This is a genomic window from Borrelia sp. P9F1, assembly GCF_030436115.1.
GTDB lineage: Bacteria > Spirochaetota > Spirochaetia > Borreliales > Borreliaceae > Borrelia.
This window is the reverse complement of the sequence record NZ_CP129407.1, coordinates 341,346-357,380: the sequence shown is the minus strand read 5'-3', so window position 1 is coordinate 357,380 and position 16,035 is coordinate 341,346. Positions and strand designations below refer to the sequence as shown.

At 35.4% G+C, this 16,035-nt stretch carries 15 protein-coding genes; 9 read left to right on the top strand and 6 right to left on the bottom strand.

The features are described from left to right. Positions 1-3 precede the first annotated feature (3 nt). From QYZ68_RS01740 to rpsI, 8 genes are all read left to right on the top strand, one after another. A complete protein-coding gene (locus QYZ68_RS01740; RefSeq protein WP_301383869.1) occupies positions 4-1,203 on the top strand; it encodes a helix-turn-helix domain-containing protein in 1,200 nt (399 codons plus the stop codon). Beyond that, on the top strand, positions 1,203-3,299 hold the full coding sequence (locus QYZ68_RS01735; protein WP_301383868.1) for an ATP-dependent helicase: 2,097 nt from the start codon (positions 1,203-1,205) through the stop codon (positions 3,297-3,299). Before QYZ68_RS01740 ends, QYZ68_RS01735 begins: the two co-directional genes overlap by 1 nt. Positions 3,300-3,308: 9 nt before the next feature. Then, positions 3,309-3,584 carry an Asp-tRNA(Asn)/Glu-tRNA(Gln) amidotransferase subunit GatC gene (gene gatC, locus QYZ68_RS01730; protein WP_301383867.1) on the top strand — a complete coding sequence of 92 codons (276 nt, stop codon included), beginning with the start codon at positions 3,309-3,311 and terminating at the stop codon, positions 3,582-3,584. A gap of 25 nt (positions 3,585-3,609) precedes the next feature. Next, on the top strand, positions 3,610-5,040 hold the full coding sequence (gatA, locus tag QYZ68_RS01725; protein WP_476390636.1) for an Asp-tRNA(Asn)/Glu-tRNA(Gln) amidotransferase subunit GatA: 1,431 nt from the start codon (positions 3,610-3,612) through the stop codon (positions 5,038-5,040). Next, positions 5,030-6,487: an Asp-tRNA(Asn)/Glu-tRNA(Gln) amidotransferase subunit GatB gene (gatB, locus tag QYZ68_RS01720; protein WP_301383865.1), complete on the top strand. Its 1,458-nt coding sequence runs from the start codon at positions 5,030-5,032 to the stop codon at positions 6,485-6,487. The genes gatA and gatB overlap by 11 nt, the downstream gene beginning before the upstream one ends. After that, the gene (locus QYZ68_RS01715) at positions 6,480-7,271 is read left to right on the top strand and encodes a hypothetical protein (RefSeq protein WP_301383864.1); all 792 of its coding nucleotides are present in this window, start codon (positions 6,480-6,482) and stop codon (positions 7,269-7,271) included. Before gatB ends, QYZ68_RS01715 begins: the two co-directional genes overlap by 8 nt. A 72-nt stretch (positions 7,272-7,343) precedes the next feature. Continuing rightward, positions 7,344-7,793, top strand: a complete 450-nt coding sequence (gene rplM, locus QYZ68_RS01710; RefSeq protein ID WP_301383863.1) for a 50S ribosomal protein L13 — start codon at positions 7,344-7,346, stop codon at positions 7,791-7,793. 10 nt (positions 7,794-7,803) lie between these two features. Next, complete coding sequence (rpsI, locus tag QYZ68_RS01705; RefSeq protein ID WP_301383862.1) at positions 7,804-8,214, top strand: 30S ribosomal protein S9; 411 nt, start codon at positions 7,804-7,806, stop codon at positions 8,212-8,214. A 48-nt stretch (positions 8,215-8,262) separates the two neighbouring features. Here the strand turns inward: rpsI and eno are convergent, their stop codons facing one another. Next, positions 8,263-9,564 carry a phosphopyruvate hydratase gene (gene eno, locus QYZ68_RS01700; RefSeq protein ID WP_301383861.1) on the bottom strand — a complete coding sequence of 434 codons (1,302 nt, stop codon included), beginning with the start codon at positions 9,562-9,564 and terminating at the stop codon, positions 8,263-8,265. Between the two features lie 168 nt (positions 9,565-9,732). Here eno and QYZ68_RS01695 point away from each other — a divergent pair, with 168 nt between their 5' ends. Continuing rightward, positions 9,733-10,425, top strand: coding sequence for an early set domain-containing protein (locus QYZ68_RS01695; protein ID WP_476390635.1), 693 nt, complete (start codon positions 9,733-9,735; stop codon positions 10,423-10,425). Between the two features lie 89 nt (positions 10,426-10,514). Here the strand turns inward: QYZ68_RS01695 and QYZ68_RS01690 are convergent, their stop codons facing one another. From QYZ68_RS01690 to QYZ68_RS01670, 5 genes are all read right to left on the bottom strand, one after another. Next, the gene (locus QYZ68_RS01690; RefSeq protein ID WP_301383860.1) at positions 10,515-11,495 is read right to left on the bottom strand and encodes an ATP-binding cassette domain-containing protein; all 981 of its coding nucleotides are present in this window, start codon (positions 11,493-11,495) and stop codon (positions 10,515-10,517) included. Further along, on the bottom strand, positions 11,496-12,368 hold the full coding sequence (locus tag QYZ68_RS01685; RefSeq protein ID WP_301383859.1) for an ABC transporter ATP-binding protein: 873 nt from the start codon (positions 12,366-12,368) through the stop codon (positions 11,496-11,498). It lies immediately after the preceding gene. A 12-nt stretch (positions 12,369-12,380) separates the two neighbouring features. Further along, positions 12,381-13,433 carry an ABC transporter permease gene (locus QYZ68_RS01680; RefSeq protein ID WP_301383858.1) on the bottom strand — a complete coding sequence of 351 codons (1,053 nt, stop codon included), beginning with the start codon at positions 13,431-13,433 and terminating at the stop codon, positions 12,381-12,383. Between the two features lie 14 nt (positions 13,434-13,447). Next, a complete protein-coding gene (locus QYZ68_RS01675) occupies positions 13,448-14,368 on the bottom strand; it encodes an ABC transporter permease (protein ID WP_301383857.1) in 921 nt (306 codons plus the stop codon). A gap of 502 nt (positions 14,369-14,870) precedes the next feature. Continuing rightward, positions 14,871-16,035 (bottom strand): peptide ABC transporter substrate-binding protein (locus QYZ68_RS01670; protein ID WP_301383856.1); only part of this gene is annotated, 1,165 nt, incomplete at its 5' end.

Genomic DNA, 16,035 nt, shown 5'->3' with positions numbered 1-16,035 from the left:
ACTATGGAAGAAAATGATTTCGTTAAGTTTGGGGATTTTTTAAAAAAAGCTAGGGTTGATAGGGGGTTAGCGCTTGATGTCATATCTGATGAAATTAAAATTTCTGTTAAGTATCTTAAAGCTCTTGAAGAATCTAATATTGAATTATTTCCGAATGAAGTCTTGGCTGTAGGGTTTTTAAGGACGTATAGTGAGTACTTAGATATTGACGTTTGGTATATTTCATCTCTTTTTAAGGAGTATAAAAAAAGGGTTAATGACAGCTATATTGGCATTAAAGCTGAAAATAAAAATGTTGGTTCAAAGTTTTCTGGCGAGGGTAATTTTCCTAGTAAAGGTGTGGATGTTTCTAATATAGATTCTTCTGTGGTGATTAAAATATTAGTGGGATTATTTGGACTTGTGATTCTCATATTTTTTATTTTCAATTTTAGTGAGATTGGTGCTTATTTGAAAAAAATATTTAGGACGAACAGTATTGCAAGGAAGTCTCCGGTAATTCATGAGATTCCTTTTGATAAAGAAAATTTTTGGAATGCTTCGCTTGCAGATGGTGATTTTTTATCTTTGGTGTACGGAGATACTGTTTCAAAGTATAGGGTCTCTTTTAATAACGATGATTTAGTTATTACAGGTGAAGTTGATAATAGTCGCAATGTTTTCAAGCTGGGTAAATCTCTGGAAGTAGATTTTAATGATGATATAAAAGTGAAGATGATTTATGAAAATTATTCTCGTGACAGGATTAGGAAGGCATATGTAAGCTTAGAGGCCTTCGTTTTGAATGTTAAATATGTGTCTGAAACCAGTCTTTCTAGCCGATTTGAAATTCTAGACTGGGGTTTTGAGGTTAATGGACCGAAGAGCAGGATGGTTAGTGAGTATCCTACTCTGTATTCTTCTCGAAATATTGTTAATGTTGATTTGGTTATCCGTTTCTTAAATGATACATTTCTCAGGTACGCTGATGAGGGTAATCTTTCAGGGGAATCTTTACTTGTTGCTAAAGATGATTCGCTTAATTTAAGCTTTAAGAAATCATTGATATTGTTTTTGTCAAGAATTTCTGATACTAACATTTCTCTTCAGGGTAAAGATATTACTTCTGTTTTAAAAGGGTATGAAAAAGAATTAATGGCAGTTCAATTTTTTTGGTTAAAAACTCCTATGGGATTTGATCTTAAGGTTTCTGAAGTTTATTAATGGTAGATAGGGTAGAAGAGTTTCTTATTAGTTTAAATTCTTATCAGAGGGAAATCGTTCTAGATAATAATAGAAATCCTATTCTTGTTTTAGCAGGACCGGGTAGCGGAAAAACAAGGGTTATAACGGCTAAAATAGCTTATTTGATAAAAAAGATGGATTTGCGGCCAGATGAAATACTTGCTTTGACGTTTACGAATAAAGTTGCAAAGGAGATGAATGCAAGAATAAACCAACTTTTTGATTTTAATAAGTCTTTACATATTCAAACTTTCCACTCTTTTGGTGCTTGGCTTTTAAGAATTTACTTTAAAGAATTTGACGGAAATTATGATTCGAATTTTACAATTTGGGACACTAGTGATGTTGTTCGGTTTGTTAAACAAATTGGACTTGCTCCTACCATTGATCTTGCCAAGCAAGTCTCGTCTTTAATACTTAGGGCAAAAGAAAATGGGGTGTTGCATAATTGTTTTGGTGTTGAGGAAAAAATTTACAAAGATATTAATACTTATGAGCAGGAAAAAGCTAGGAATAATGCCTTTGATTTTTCTGATCTTGTTCTCAAGTCTGCTTTAATGCTAAGAGATTCTGAAGATATAAAGAAGCGAGTACAGAGAAGATTTAGGGCTATCCTTGTAGATGAGTATCAGGATACGAATTACGCACAGTTTTTATTTTTAAAAGAGCTTTATGATCAAGGTATGCACTTCATGGTAGTGGGGGATGAAGACCAGTCCATATACTCTTTTAGGGGGGCTAGAGTTGAGAATATTCTTGAGTTTGAAAAGACATTTAGGGGAGTATCTAGGTATTATTTGGTTCAGAATTATCGTTCTACCTTAAGTATTGTTAATGTTGCTAATGAGGTTATTTCAAAGAATAAGAATCGATATGAAAAAGTTATAACTACGGAAAACGATGTAGGCAGGAAAATGAAATTTTTCGTATTTCAAAATCCTACAGAAGAGGCTGAGTATTTTTCCGATTTTCTTGTTAAAGAAAGACTTGATACGGCAATACTTTATAGATTTAATTATCAGTCTTTTCAGTTTGAGAAATCTTTCTTAAAGAGAGATATTCCATATAAGGTGTTAGGATCAATTAGATTTTATGAGAGGGAAGAAGTTAAAGATGTAATTTCTCTGCTTAGGCTTTTTGTGAATAGAAAGGATAAGGTATCTTTCTTAAGAGTAATCAATAAGCCTGCTAGGGGAATTGGAAAGACTACTACGGATAAAATAATAGGGGTGCTAAATGACAGTGGTATTAATCTTGATTTAATTCTTGCAAGTAGAAGAGTTGCTGGAGCTCTTAGGGGGAAGGTGAGTGATACTCTTATTTCTTTTTTAAGCATTTATGATGCATTAGGTAAAGGAATTGAGAGTAATGTTTATGTGAACTTATCTGCTTTTATTAAGGATGTTGTAGTTAAGTTTGGGCTTTGGGATTATTATCAAAAATTTGATAAAGATGAGAAGTCTAGAAACATTGACGAGCTTATTGGGAGCGGAGTTGAATATTCGGGTAGTTTCGAGGGGCTTGTAACGTTTTTAGAAAACTCATCCCTTTCGCCTTTGATGCATGGGGATTCCAATTCTGGTGTACTTTTATCTTCGATTCATGGAGTTAAGGGGCTTGAATTTGATAGAGTGATAATATCTGGACTCGAGAAGGGGTTATTGCCTGCTGAGATTGAGGAATTGACGGAAGAAAGATTAGAGGAAGAGAGAAGGCTTTTCTATGTTGCTCTCACTAGGGCCAGATTTGAGCTTATTATTACGCTTAGTTTGCAGAGATTCTTTGGGGGCATGACAAGAAACACTGCTATTTCAGCCTTTTTTCAAGATATTAGTAAGGAAGGCTACGATATTATTTTTGTTCCAGAATATTTAAGGGATAATTTTAAGTATTTTTTTTCAAAGGGTGGGGACAGGAACTTTAATATTGGAGATTATATAACTTATAATGGAGAAAACGGAGTGATTGTGGATAGGTGGTACCAGGGTGGTGAGCAATTTATGAAGATTAATCTTAGGAGTGGAAAAAAGGCGATTTTGAATTCAGCCTATATTAAAGGACTTTCTAAAGTTTAGAGGTGGCATTTGAAAGACATTCATTTAGAGAACAGCTTGAAGTTGAGTCTTTTGATCTTGAGTGAAGATGAAGAGCAAAAGTTTGTTGAGAAGTTTGAAAAGGTAGTTGGTATGCTAAATAAAATTTCTGAGTTTGATGTGGAAGATGATTTTGAACAGAAGGTATGTGAGTTGTCGGATTTAAGGGAAGATGAGATTTTACCCTCCTTAAGGATTGAGTCTATTAAAAATTTTAGTAATTCATTTCTAGATGGATACTTCCCATCTCCTAGGGTACTTGAATAGGGGTATTGTTTTGAATTTAAGAGATATGAGCTTAGTAAAGATTAAAGAGTTAGTATTAAGTCGTAAGCTTAGTATCTGTGATGTTGTTCTTTCTTATAAGGAGCAATATGATGCAAATAAAGATATTAATGGGTATATTGAATTTTTCGATGATTCTTTGGAGTTGGCAAAAAAGTATGATGTTTCCTTAAGGAAAGGAGAGGTGCAAAGTTTACCTTTAATTGGAATGCCTATTGCTGTTAAGGATAATATTGCAATTAAAGATAAGGGATTGACTTGTGCTTCCGAGATTTTACAGGGTTATGTATCTCCTTATGAGGCTACGGTTATTAAAAGGTTAAGAGATAATGGTGCAATTTTGCTTGGTAGAACTAATATGGATGAGTTTGCTATGGGTTCTTCTTGTGAATTTTCTTACTATGGAGCTACTCTTAATCCTTTAAATAAGGAGTATGTTGTTGGGGGTAGTTCTGGTGGTTCTGGTGCGGTTGTTGCGGATAAGCAGGCGCCTTTTGCACTTGGTAGCGATACTGGAGGGTCTGTTAGACTGCCTGCTTCTTTTGTGGGTACCATTGGCTTTAAACCTTCTTATGGAGGTTTGTCTCGGTATGGGCTTGTGTCCTACGCATCGTCTCTTGATCAGATAGGTTTTTTTTCTCATTTCATTGATGACATAGCTTTAATATTAAGACATACCTGTGGGGTTGATAAAATGGATTCTACTAGTGTAAATATTTTTACAAATCCATATCCATTGTTAAATAGGGCTTTGAAGGGAATCAAGGTAGCTACAATTAAGGAATTTAGTGAAGATTTAATGGACAGGGATGTTGCTTGTGAGTTTTCTAGATTCAAGTCTGAACTTTTAAGTAAAGGAGTTGAAATACACGAGGTTTCAATAGAAGAGATTGCTTATGTACTTTCTCTTTATTATTCAATATCGCCAGTTGAGGCAGCTTCTAATCTTGCTCGTTATACTGGACTTCGTTATGGAAAAATAATAAAGGATAATTTAACTTTGGGTGATTTTTATTTCAAACACAGAAGTTCCTTCTTTAATGAAGAGGTAAAAAGACGTATTGTTCTTGGTAATTATTTATTGTCAGAGGGTTACGATTTGAAGTATTATACAAAGGCTTGTCGAGTTATTGAAAATGTGTTAATTCCCAAGTTTAATGAGATTTTTAGTAAGCTTGACTACATTGTTACGCCTACCAGCTTTGTGAAGCCCTTTAAGATTGGTGAGGCCTGTGATGATCCTATAAAAATGTATTATTCTGACATGTGTACCGTGATTGCTAATCTTATTGGTTCTCCTGCAATTTCCCTTCCCTTTGCGAAAGATGAAAAAGGGTTACCCATTGGTATGCAGATAATTGGGCAATCTAGAAGAGATTTTGAGCTTTTGAATTTTTCAAAAAATGTAATGGAGGGATTGGGGTTGGATGACATATAGATTGCTTATTGGGTTAGAAGTTCATGTGCAGTTGGGGCTTAAAACTAAAGCTTTTTGCGGGTGTAAGAATGATTTTGGTGGAATTCCGAATTCACGGACTTGTCCGACATGTCTTGGACTGCCTGGGGCGTTACCTACTGTGAATAAAGAGATGGTTAATAATGCAATTTTGGCCGGGCATGCTACAAATTCTAGAATCAAGAATGTTGTTAAGTTTGATAGGAAGCATTATTCTTACCCTGATTTACCCAAGGGATATCAAATATCTCAAAATGACGAGCCGATTTGTGAGGATGGATTTATTTTTATTGAAGGATCTTCGGGTTTGAGAAAAATTAATATTGATAGAATACACATGGAAGAAGATTCTGGGAAGAGCTTACATTTGCTTGAAAATGATAATAGAAGTTATATTGATTTTAATCGTTCAGGTGCTCCTTTGTTAGAAATTGTCTCAGCTCCAGACATTAACAGCGGAGATGAGGCTGTATCTTATTTAAATTCTTTAAGGGAGATTTTTAGATATCTTGGTTTATCCGATTGTAGTATGGAGAATGGTTCTTTTCGTTGTGATGTTAATATTAATTTGCTTATTAATGAAGGTGGAATTGAATATAGGACTCCAATTGCTGAGATAAAAAATTTAAATTCTTTTAAGTCGGTAAAATCGGCAATTGATTATGAAGAGAAAAGGCAGAAAGAGGAATGGAATTTAAATAGGAGGACTTTTAAGGACGAAGGTAAGCACACAAGAGGGTTTGATGATAAGAGAGGTGTTACAGTACTTCAGAGAAGCAAAGAAACAATGGCGGATTATAGATATATTAGAGAGCCGGATTTGCCTTTAATTAGGCTAGGTGATGATTATATTGAAAGCATAAAGATTAGTAGAATGGTTGAGTTACCCTTTGATGCAAGAATTAGATTGAGGAAGGAGTATGGCCTTAGTGATTTTGATGTTATCACCTTAGCTTCTGATAAAAATTTACTTAAATATTTTGAAGATGCGGCTTTGTGTTCAAGTGATCCTAAGAGGGTGGCCAATTGGATATTGTCTGAAGTATTAGGTGTGCTTAATGAGAGAGAAGTAGATATACTTGAATTCGGTATACCTCCGTCATATATTGGGGAACTTGTTGAACTTATCGTTAGTAAGAGGGTAAGCGGAAGGATTGCTAAGGAGATTTTTGTGGAAATGCTTCATACTAACGCTTCTCCTTCTTTAATTGTTAGTGAAAAAAATTTAGAACAGATAAGCGATAAGTTTTTGATTGAATCGGTTGTGATTGAAGTTTTAAATGAAAATCTTAAGTCGATTGAGCTCTACAGAAAGGGTAAAAGCAATGCTTTGAAATTTATGATGGGGCAAGTTATGAAGAAAACTACTGGAAAGGTTGATCCGGTGCTTGCAAATGAAATTTTGATGGATAAATTAAAGGATGTGTAGCGAGTCTTTAATGAGTTGCCTTCCAATTATTAAAAGAGCAAGGTTTTTTTACCTTTATGATATTAAGGGTAATAGGTATTTGGATTTATATTTAAATGGGGGCAATAATTTTCTGGGGCATAGGATTCAGGGGTTAAATCTTGTTCTTAAGCAAACCTTTTCAAGGGGGCTTACGGCTTCTTATCCTTCCATATTTAGAAAACAATTTGAGAATGTTTTTTTTTCTTTTTTTAAAAAGGCGGGTTGTGTGCATGTTTTTAAATTTGAAAGGGATGCTAGGGATTTTTTATTATCTTTAACGGGGCAGCATTATTTTAGTAAGCCTTGGGAGGAGGATCAGGGAATATATGAATTTAGGGTCGGATTTAATAATTTTAGGTATCCTATGCTTGTAAATATTCCAATGCCAGGGTGTATGTCTATTAGCATTGTTATTGTAGATAATTTGTCTAGAAAAATAGAGTTCAGGGACAGCCTTGATGCTTTAACTTTAGCAGCTGCTAGGCATGTGCTTGCTAAGATTATTTCTTATGAAGGAAGCGAGAAAGTTGATTTTGGTATTTTTTCTACTCCTATGTTTAGGATAATAAACAGATATATGTTCCCTCTTTATAAATCTGAGCATCATTTTGAAGTTTTTAATGAATATTTAAATAATGGATATTTAATTAATCCTATCTTTAACAATCCTTCGTTTGTTCCTTTAAAATTTTCTAAAGGGGATTTGGATAGGTTTAGAAAGGTTTCTTTTAGTCTACAGGGTAGATTAAGCTGCCAATATTGACAGGTTATCTTACAAATAGTAGACTTGAGAGGCGTGATTTTGTAGAATATCTAGTAGGGGACTGTGGTTGCTATGAATAGAATAACTGAGAACAAGACAATATGGGTTAGGCCTAGGTTTGTGGAGAAGAGGTGGTGCGTTATTGATGCTGCTGGTAAGGTGCTTGGTAGAGTTGCTACGGAAGCGGTTAAGATTTTGAGAGGGAAACATAAGGCTTATTATACTCCTCATCAGGATTTGGGTGATAATGTTATAATTGTCAACGCTTCAAAGATTAGGCTTACGGGTAAGAAGCATAATCAAAAGATTTATTACAGGCATTCAAGGTATCCGGGGGGTCTTTATTCTGATACTTTTAGAACATTGGTTGAGAGGAAACCAACGGCTCCTCTTGAAATAGCTATTAAGGGCATGTTACCGAAGGGTCCTCTGGGGCGTGAGCTCTTTAGGAGTCTTAGAGTTTTCGCTGGGTCTGAGCATAATCTTAGGGCGCAGAACCCTTATAAATTAGAATTGGATTAAGAGAGGAAAAATGACGAAGGTGGGTGTTAAGGGTATTAATTTGTCGATGGGTACGGGAAGACGGAAGACTTCCGTTGCTAGGGTTTATATTAGAGAGGGTAAGGGCGAGGTTAGAATTAATGGTAGGAGTTTGGATGCTTATGTTCAACTTGAAAATCTGAGAACTCTTGCTTTAGCGCCTTTGGTTTTAACGAATACTCTTGGGAAATATGATGTTTATGTGAATGTTTGTGGTGGGGGCATCACAGGGCAGGCAGGCGCTATTAGGCATGGGATTGCAAGGGCTCTTTTTGCACTAGATGATGAGCATAGAATGGTTCTTAAATCTAATGGGTTTTTAACTAGGGATTCAAGAAAAGTTGAACGTAAGAAATTTGGTCGAAGGAAGGCTAGGAAGAGCTTCCAGTTCTCAAAAAGATAGAGAATTATTTTTGCATCTTTTTGAAGAAAGCCCCCTTTGGGGCCTTTCTTACTTTTTCTTAATAGAATAAAAAACGTCTTTGCCATGATATTCAGCAGTGCTTCCTAGTTCTTCTTCTATTCTTAGAAGTTGGTTATATTTAGCTATTCTGTCTGTTCTTGACAGTGAGCCTGTTTTGATTTGCCCTGTTCCGAGTGCTACAACAAGGTCAGCTATTGTTGTGTCTTCGGTTTCGCCTGAACGGTGTGAAACTATTGCAGTATATCCTGCTTTTTTGGCCATTTCCACAGCTTCAAAAGTCTCAGTCAGTGTTCCAATTTGATTTACTTTAATAAGAATTGAGTTTGCAACTTTCATCTCAATTCCCTTTTTAAGAAATGATGTGTTTGTCACGAATAAATCATCTCCAACAAGTTGAACTTTATCTCCTATCTTATCTGTGAGTTTTTTCCATCCATCCCAATCTTCTTCAGCCATTCCATCTTCAATTGATATAATAGGATATTTTTCTACCCATTTTGCCCAATATTCAACCATTTCCTCAGAAGAAAGCTCTTCTTTGGTTGACCATTTGAGTACGTACTTTTTTGTTTTTGGATCATAAAGTTCAGATGTTGCGGGATCAAGCGCAATTGAGATCTCTTTGCCAGGTTCATATCCTGCTCCCTTGATAGCTTCCATGATAACTTCGCAAGCTTCTTCGTTTGATTTTAAATTTGGAGCAAAGCCACCTTCATCTCCAACGGAAGTCGCATAGCCTTTTTTGCTTAAAATTCCTTTAAGTGTGTGAAAGACCTCAGCTGCCATTCTTATTGCGTCACTAAAGGTTTTTGCTCCAACAGGCATTATCATAAATTCCTGAAAATCAACAGAATTGTCAGAATGAGCCCCACCGTTTATAATGTTACACATGGGAGTGGGTAAAACGTTGGCCTTATAGGCACCAAGATATTGATAAACTTTAAGTCCAACATAAGCAGCTGCTGCTCTAGCCGTAGCCATTGAAACCGCAAGGATAGCATTAGCGCCAAGTTTTGATTTAGTCGGTGTACCGTCAAGCTCAAGCATTTTTCTATCAATTTCAACTTGATTTAAAGCACTCATCCCTTCAAGTTCTGGAGAGATGATATTTGTTATGTTTTCAACTGCCTTTAGTACTCCTTTCCCCATGTAAACAGATTTATTGCCGTCCCTTATTTCAACAGCTTCATTTATACCTGTTGAGGCACCTGATGGAACAGCTGCTCTACCAAAAGAACCATCCTCAAGTATCACATCTGCTTCAACTGTTGGATTCCCTCTAGAGTCAATTATTTGCCTAGCTTTTATTTCATAAATATGAAAACCCATTTTGTAACTCCTTGTCATTAATATTTGTATTTACTTTACTATATGTTTTCAGTATAATAAGAAACAGAGTAAATGTGTAGTATTTATCGAGAGGGTTGGGCTGTGGGAAGAGTTTCAAAGTTTTTTTTGTGTTTTGTATTATCTCTCTTCGGTGTTGGTAGTGGTCCCCTGGGGGGGCATGTTGTCACGAACTTTGATCTATCTTTAATTGAGTTTTTGGAAATTTCAACAAGGGAGGATGATTTAACGCCGATTGTTGATTCTAAGAAGGTTATCATGTTTTATCCTCCAGACAGGAGTACTAGGAAAATCTTTGCAGTTTTTGATTTTGATGGTTACTCGAGGAAGTATTTGTTTCAGAGAAATAAGCATGGTCTTTTTTTTGTGAAGGTAAACTTACCCCATGGGCTTGGTAGGATAAAATATAAACTTGTTGTGGACGGAATTTGGACAAATGATGAATATAATACTAATGTAGTTTATAACAAAGACTTGATGCCATTTTCGGTAATAGATGTTTCGGGGACAGGTGATAGTTATGTCTCACTACGGAATCCAATTGATTCTTCTAATAGCGGAGAGGTTGAAATTTTCTACATAGGGCGTCCTGGTCAGGTTGTTACAATAGCCGGTAATTTTAATAATTTTAATCCGTTTTTAAACAGATTAGTTGAGAAGAGACACAACAAGGGGGTATATACTATTAAACTTAAAGACCTTCCTAAGGGTAGGATTTATTATTATTTTGTTGATTCTGGTAATAAAGTCATAGACAAGAATAACGTCAACAGAACTAGCCTGTATTTCGTTAAGGGAAACTACAATAAGACAGACCTTGAGGTTTCTTATTTTGATAACTAGTTCTCTGTTTGGCGATGGCCAATCAGCTTGTTTAGGTGCAGCAAGGGATGCAGGGGCACTTTCGCCCAAAACAGATCTCTGTAGGTTCTTCATTTATTTAATAGGCTATTCATTTCATCAAAAAGATATCTAGACACGAAATGATCCTCTTCCACTTCTTCAAGAACTAAGTTTTCTGCTGTAGGACTAGTGTTTCTTATGCTTGTCAGCGATGGCTCATCGAGTTTTATAGTTTTGTTTTTTCTTTTTTCAGTATCAATTTCAGGAATAGACGCTATTAACGTTTTGGTATACGGGTGCACAGGATTTGAAAATAAAATATCTCTAGGTGCGACTTCCAAAATGACCCCCAAGTACATTACAGCAATTTTGTCACTCATATATTTGACCACCGCCAAGTCATGGGAGATAAAGAGATAAGATAGATTTAACTCCTTTTGTAAAGTTTTGAGTAAATTTAAAATCTGAGCCCTTATTGATACGTCCAAAGCCGACACAGCTTCATCTAGAAGTAAAAGCTTAGGCTGTAAAGCAAGTGCTCTTGCTATCCCTATTCTCTGTCTTTGTCCTCCTGAAAACTCGTGTGGGTATCTAGATAGCATACTCTTTTCAAGCTCAGTAATATCCATTAATTCATCCACTCTTTTGTCTATTTCTTGCCTTGTTTTTGGAAGAATCTTATTTTCATTATAAATAACCAATGGTTCTGCTATTATTTCTTTTATTGTCATTCTTGGGTTAAGGGATGTGTGTGGGTCTTGAAAAACCATTTGCATGTCTTTTTTAGTTTTCAAGAGTTCTCTTTTTGGAAGTTTTGTAATATCCCTTCCATTAAAATATATGCTTCCAGACGTCGGCGTGTAGAGCTGCATTATTGATCTCAGAGTTGTTGATTTGCCACACCCAGATTCCCCAACAAGTCCTAATGTTTTATTGCGTTCAACCTCAAAACTAATCCCATTCACAGCGTTTATCTTGCGTTTGTTTTTCCAAAACAGAAAGTCTTCCCCAATCGTAAATGTTTGTACTAGATTTTCTACTCTAAGAATTACGTCTTTTTCGTCGCTCATTCAAAGCTCCTCGATATTACTTATAGTTTTTGCAATAGAGTTTTCCTTAATTGAGTAAAGTTTTTCATTCGGGTCTTGATCTAGAGTGAGTATTGATTTTAAAAGACCGACTGTATAAGGATGTTTAGGGGTTTTAAATATCTTTTCTACTGTTCCTTCTTCCACAAATTCACCTTGGTACATGACAGATACTGTATCGCAAATCTCCGCAACTACGGCTAAATCATGAGTTATTAGTATTGTTGAAGTATTGAACTTTTTAGATAAACTTTTAATAAGCAATAGTATTTGTTCTTGAATTGTAACATCAAGAGCTGTAGTGGGTTCATCTGCTATTAATAAAGATGGATGACAACTTAAAGCCATCGCAATCATAACTCTCTGTCTCATTCCTCCTGAGAATTGATGCGGATAATGCTCTATCCTCTCTTCCGCATTCACAACACCAACAGTCCTTAGCATTTCTATTGCCTTTTTCTTTGCTGTATGTTTGTCTAGTTTTTGGTGCAAAATTATTGTTTCTTCAATTTGCGTAGATATTCTTAAATATGGATTTAAAGAAGTCATTGGATCCTGAAAGATCATGGCTACTTTATTCCCTCTAATACCTTGAAGTTCTGTTTCACTAAGCTTAAGCAAATCCTGCCCCTCAAATAGTATTTCTCCTTCTTTGTATACTGTTGTCATTTCAGGTAGCAGCTTTAAAATAGCCATGCTTGTAACAGATTTTCCGCTACCAGATTCTCCAACTATAGCCCTAATTTCTCCTCTTTTAACCTTTAAGTTAATTCTGTTGACAGGATATATTGTTGTGTGCTTTAGCTTAAATTCAATTGCTAAATTTTTGATGTCCAGTATATAGTCTTCTTTCATTTAGTTATTCTCCTAGAGGTTATCCTTCGGATCGAATGCATCTCTTAATCCATCTCCCAAAAAATTCATAAACAGTAAGAATATTGTCATGACTGCTGCTGGAATGAAAATTTTCCACGGATATTCAATAAACGTAGGAATTCCATTTTTTACCAACTCTCCCCAACTAGTCATCGGTGCTGATATTCCAAGGCCTAAAAACGACAAAAACGATTCAATCATAATAAAAGACGGAACATTCATTGTTGTAATTATTGCTATCATGCCAAGACTATTGGGAATTAAATGGTTAAATATCATTCTCTTATTTGTTGCACCCAGTGTTCTAGCTACTTGTATAAATTCAGACTTTGAAAGTGATTGTATTTGTCCTCTAACTATCCTAGCTAGCGACAACCATGAGATAATGCTAATTGCAACAAATAATCCCATTATATTCCTCTCCATAACCGTCATCAGTGTTATTATGACAAGTAAGGAAGGCAAGATGTAAAGTACTTCTATAGTTTTAGTTATTATTCTGTCTAGGATTCCACCAAAGAACCCCGCTATTGCCCCCACCACAGTTCCTATTATCATCGATATGAACGCTCCAATAAACCCTACGGATATTGATATTTGGCTTCCCTGTATTATTCTTGCAAGCAAATCTCTTCCAAGACTATCTGTTCCCAATAAGTATACTCTTTCATGTACCCTACTTTCCCTACCATCAATTTTTTGGACTTCTGTTTTTATTCTTCTCTTTATTTCTTCTAATTTTGCTTTTTCTTCTTCATTAAGGTCTCGTTTTTCTTTTCCGGATAATCTTTTTATGAAATTAAGCTCCTTCTCATACCAAAGCTCCCCGGCGTGCCTAAAAGACGGAGGTAGGTCAGCATGTTCAACTACTTGAGTATAGTATTTATATATTGGCAAGACCGGTTGAAGTATTGCAATTATTATATAAAACCCAATTATAAATATACTTATAAAAGCCAGTCTATTTTCTTTAAACCTTAACCAAGCTCTCCTAGTAGATGTGTGAGATTCAAGTGAGTTGTTCTGTCGTTCATAATTACTCATTGCGTTTTATCCTCCTAAACTCTCGGATCAAGTTTTTTATAAGCAATGTCCGATACTAGAATGGAGATAAGTAATATAGTTGAATAAACCAGAACTGAACCCATCAGTAACGGGTAGTCCCTATTCAGAGACGATTCTACTGTAATTACTCCCATCCCAGCAACTCTGAATATTTGTTCAACAACCATGCCTCCAGAAATTATCCCAGCAAATATAGGTCCTATGTAACTTACTAGAGGAAGTATGGCTCCTATCAACACATGTTTTCTGATTATCACATTAAAACTTAACCCCTTAGCCCTTGCTGTCCTTACAAAATCGCTCTTTAGTATTTCTAACATAGAACCTCTAAGTATTCTTGTAAAAATAGCTGTATAAGGCAAAGCAAGTGCTAATATAGGCATAACCAAATTTGCAAGACCACCCCGTTCTGTAATCCAACCAGAAGTGTAAAATAGCCCCAATTTTACTGACAAAAAATATTGTAAAATGGGACCAACTACAAAAGTAGGTACAGAAATTCCAAATATTGCTATTACCCTTATTGCGTAATCGACACGAGTATTTTTTTTAATAGCTGCTATTGTCCCCAACAAAATGCCAAGCACGAGAGATAATATTAGGGTTATTATTCCAATCGTAAATGATTTAGGCATTCCTAATTTTATATACTGATTTACGGTTAAGTCTTTCTTTTTCAATGATGGCCCAAAGTCACCTTTTAAAACATTTGTGATGTATCGGTAGGCTTGAACATAAAAAGGTTTGTCAAGGTGATATTTCTGCATTAGCTTTTCTTTTACCTGAGGATCAATAGGTTTTTCAGAATCAAATGGATTCCCAGGAGCAAGTCTCATTATTAGGAAGCACAAAAAAGTTATCGCTATCAAAGTTGGAACCGTTTCCAATAATTTCTGTATGGTAAACTTCAGCATGACTGCTCCTTGTTTCAACAATAGGATTTTAGTCTATATAGTTAAGTATTTTAACACACAATGTTAAATATTTATTAATACCATTGAGATTTGTTCTATTGCTTTTAAAATGCTACGACTTATCTGTGTATTGGGACGGCTGCATTTTTTAATTTACATGCTTTTTGGTTACGGCATTTGAGTTTGATATTCCTGTAACCTTTTTGTTTAATTCATAGTCCGACCTTTGCCATTCAAGAAGCCCAACCAACCCGTTTTTCATTTTTCTTACGGATACTCCATCTTTTGATTGAGACGGATAAGGTGGGTCATTATTAGAAATCAAGTCCTCCATGAGCCAGCTACGAAATCCTTTCAATTTCAACGTGATTCAAAAAGGGACGAACAAAGGGATCTAATATTTCAGAAATGGATATATATCTGTGAATTTGGATCGTATTGCCTGCCTTGTCAACAAAGGGATGTCTATTTAAAAAATACCTTCAATAGACATCCCTTTGTTTTATTTTATTCTTCTAAGTTCAGAGAAATCAAATCTTTCAAGAATGTTAGGAGACCAACCAGTCCATTTATCATTGTTGAAGAGATAATTACCCGCATATATGTATATTGGAGCGACAGGGAAGTCAATCTCTATTATTATTTCCTCAGCTTTTCTTAAGATATCTTGACGCTTAACAGGATCTTGTTCGAAGTCAGATTTCTTAATAAGTGAGTCATATTCTTTGTTTGAGTATCCGTAAGCACCGAAAGTATGATATTCGGTTGTAAACAAACTTTCAAGGAATGTTAGCGGATCTGAATAATCACCTGCCCATCCCATATGTGACATTTGATAGTTACCCAGTTTTCTGCTTGTAAGGAATGTGGTCCATTCTTCAGTTTCAATATCAATATCAATATTTAATATTTTCTTAAATTGTTCTTGCAAGAATTCTGCAGTTATTCCCGGACCATCACGTTTTGAAGTTTTGTATTTAAGAACTGGGAAGTCCTTTCCATCAGGGAAACCAGCCTCAGCTAGGAGTTGCTTAGCTCTTTGTGGGTTAAATAGTGTAAGTTCCTTGCCGTAAGAATAGTTTTTAAAATTAGGACTAATTCTTCTTGTGGGAATAGAACCATTTTCTATCACTTTTTCTGTTAATGTTTCCCTGTCAATAGCAAGAGTTAGAGCTTCTCTAACCTTTGGATTATCAAGAGGTTTAACAGTAGTATTAAAAGAAAAATAATAAAGCCCATTTACAGCTGAAGTATAATAGTCATTTCTGAGTCTTATTTCCTTTATTAAGTTAGGCGGAATGGTTGGAGTTGTGAGTGCGTCAAGTTCGTCATTCTCATACATTCTGTATGAAGTTATACTGTTGCTTATTGTATAAAATACGACTTCATCTATCTCGACATTTCCAGCATTGTAATATTTATCATTTTTTTCAATAACAATCTTGTCATTGACATATCTTTCCTTTAGTTTAAAAGGCCCGCTTACAACCATGTTTACAGGGTCAGTCCATCTCTCCCCATGTTTTTCAATAGCATGAACTGGGACTGGCATGTATGTGTGATGTGCCAGCATATCAAGGAAGTAAGGCTTGGGATTAGCGAGTGTTATCTTGAGGGTTGTGTCGTTTACAGCCTGGACCCCTACCTCAGAGTCAAGTACATGACCA

Excerpts from the sequence above, each read along its gene's own strand:
- QYZ68_RS01735 (WP_301383868.1), top strand. The coding sequence starts at position 1,203 with ATGGTAGATAGGGTAGAAGAGTTTCTTATTAGTTTAAATTCTTATCAG.
- QYZ68_RS01690 (WP_301383860.1), bottom strand. The coding sequence starts at position 11,495 with ATGAGCGACGAAAAAGACGTAATTCTTAGAGTAGAAAATCTAGTACAA.
- gatA (WP_476390636.1), top strand. The coding sequence starts at position 3,610 with ATGAGCTTAGTAAAGATTAAAGAGTTAGTATTAAGTCGTAAGCTTAGT.
- QYZ68_RS01715 (WP_301383864.1), top strand. The coding sequence starts at position 6,480 with ATGTGTAGCGAGTCTTTAATGAGTTGCCTTCCAATTATTAAAAGAGCA.
- QYZ68_RS01685 (WP_301383859.1), bottom strand. The coding sequence starts at position 12,368 with ATGAAAGAAGACTATATACTGGACATCAAAAATTTAGCAATTGAATTT.
- QYZ68_RS01675 (WP_301383857.1), bottom strand. The coding sequence starts at position 14,368 with ATGCTGAAGTTTACCATACAGAAATTATTGGAAACGGTTCCAACTTTG.
- rpsI (WP_301383862.1), top strand. The coding sequence starts at position 7,804 with ATGACGAAGGTGGGTGTTAAGGGTATTAATTTGTCGATGGGTACGGGA.
- eno (WP_301383861.1), bottom strand. The coding sequence starts at position 9,564 with ATGGGTTTTCATATTTATGAAATAAAAGCTAGGCAAATAATTGACTCT.
- rplM (WP_301383863.1), top strand. The coding sequence starts at position 7,344 with ATGAATAGAATAACTGAGAACAAGACAATATGGGTTAGGCCTAGGTTT.
- gatB (WP_301383865.1), top strand. The coding sequence starts at position 5,030 with ATGACATATAGATTGCTTATTGGGTTAGAAGTTCATGTGCAGTTGGGG.
- QYZ68_RS01740 (WP_301383869.1), top strand. The coding sequence starts at position 4 with ATGGAAGAAAATGATTTCGTTAAGTTTGGGGATTTTTTAAAAAAAGCT.
- QYZ68_RS01680 (WP_301383858.1), bottom strand. The coding sequence starts at position 13,433 with ATGAGTAATTATGAACGACAGAACAACTCACTTGAATCTCACACATCT.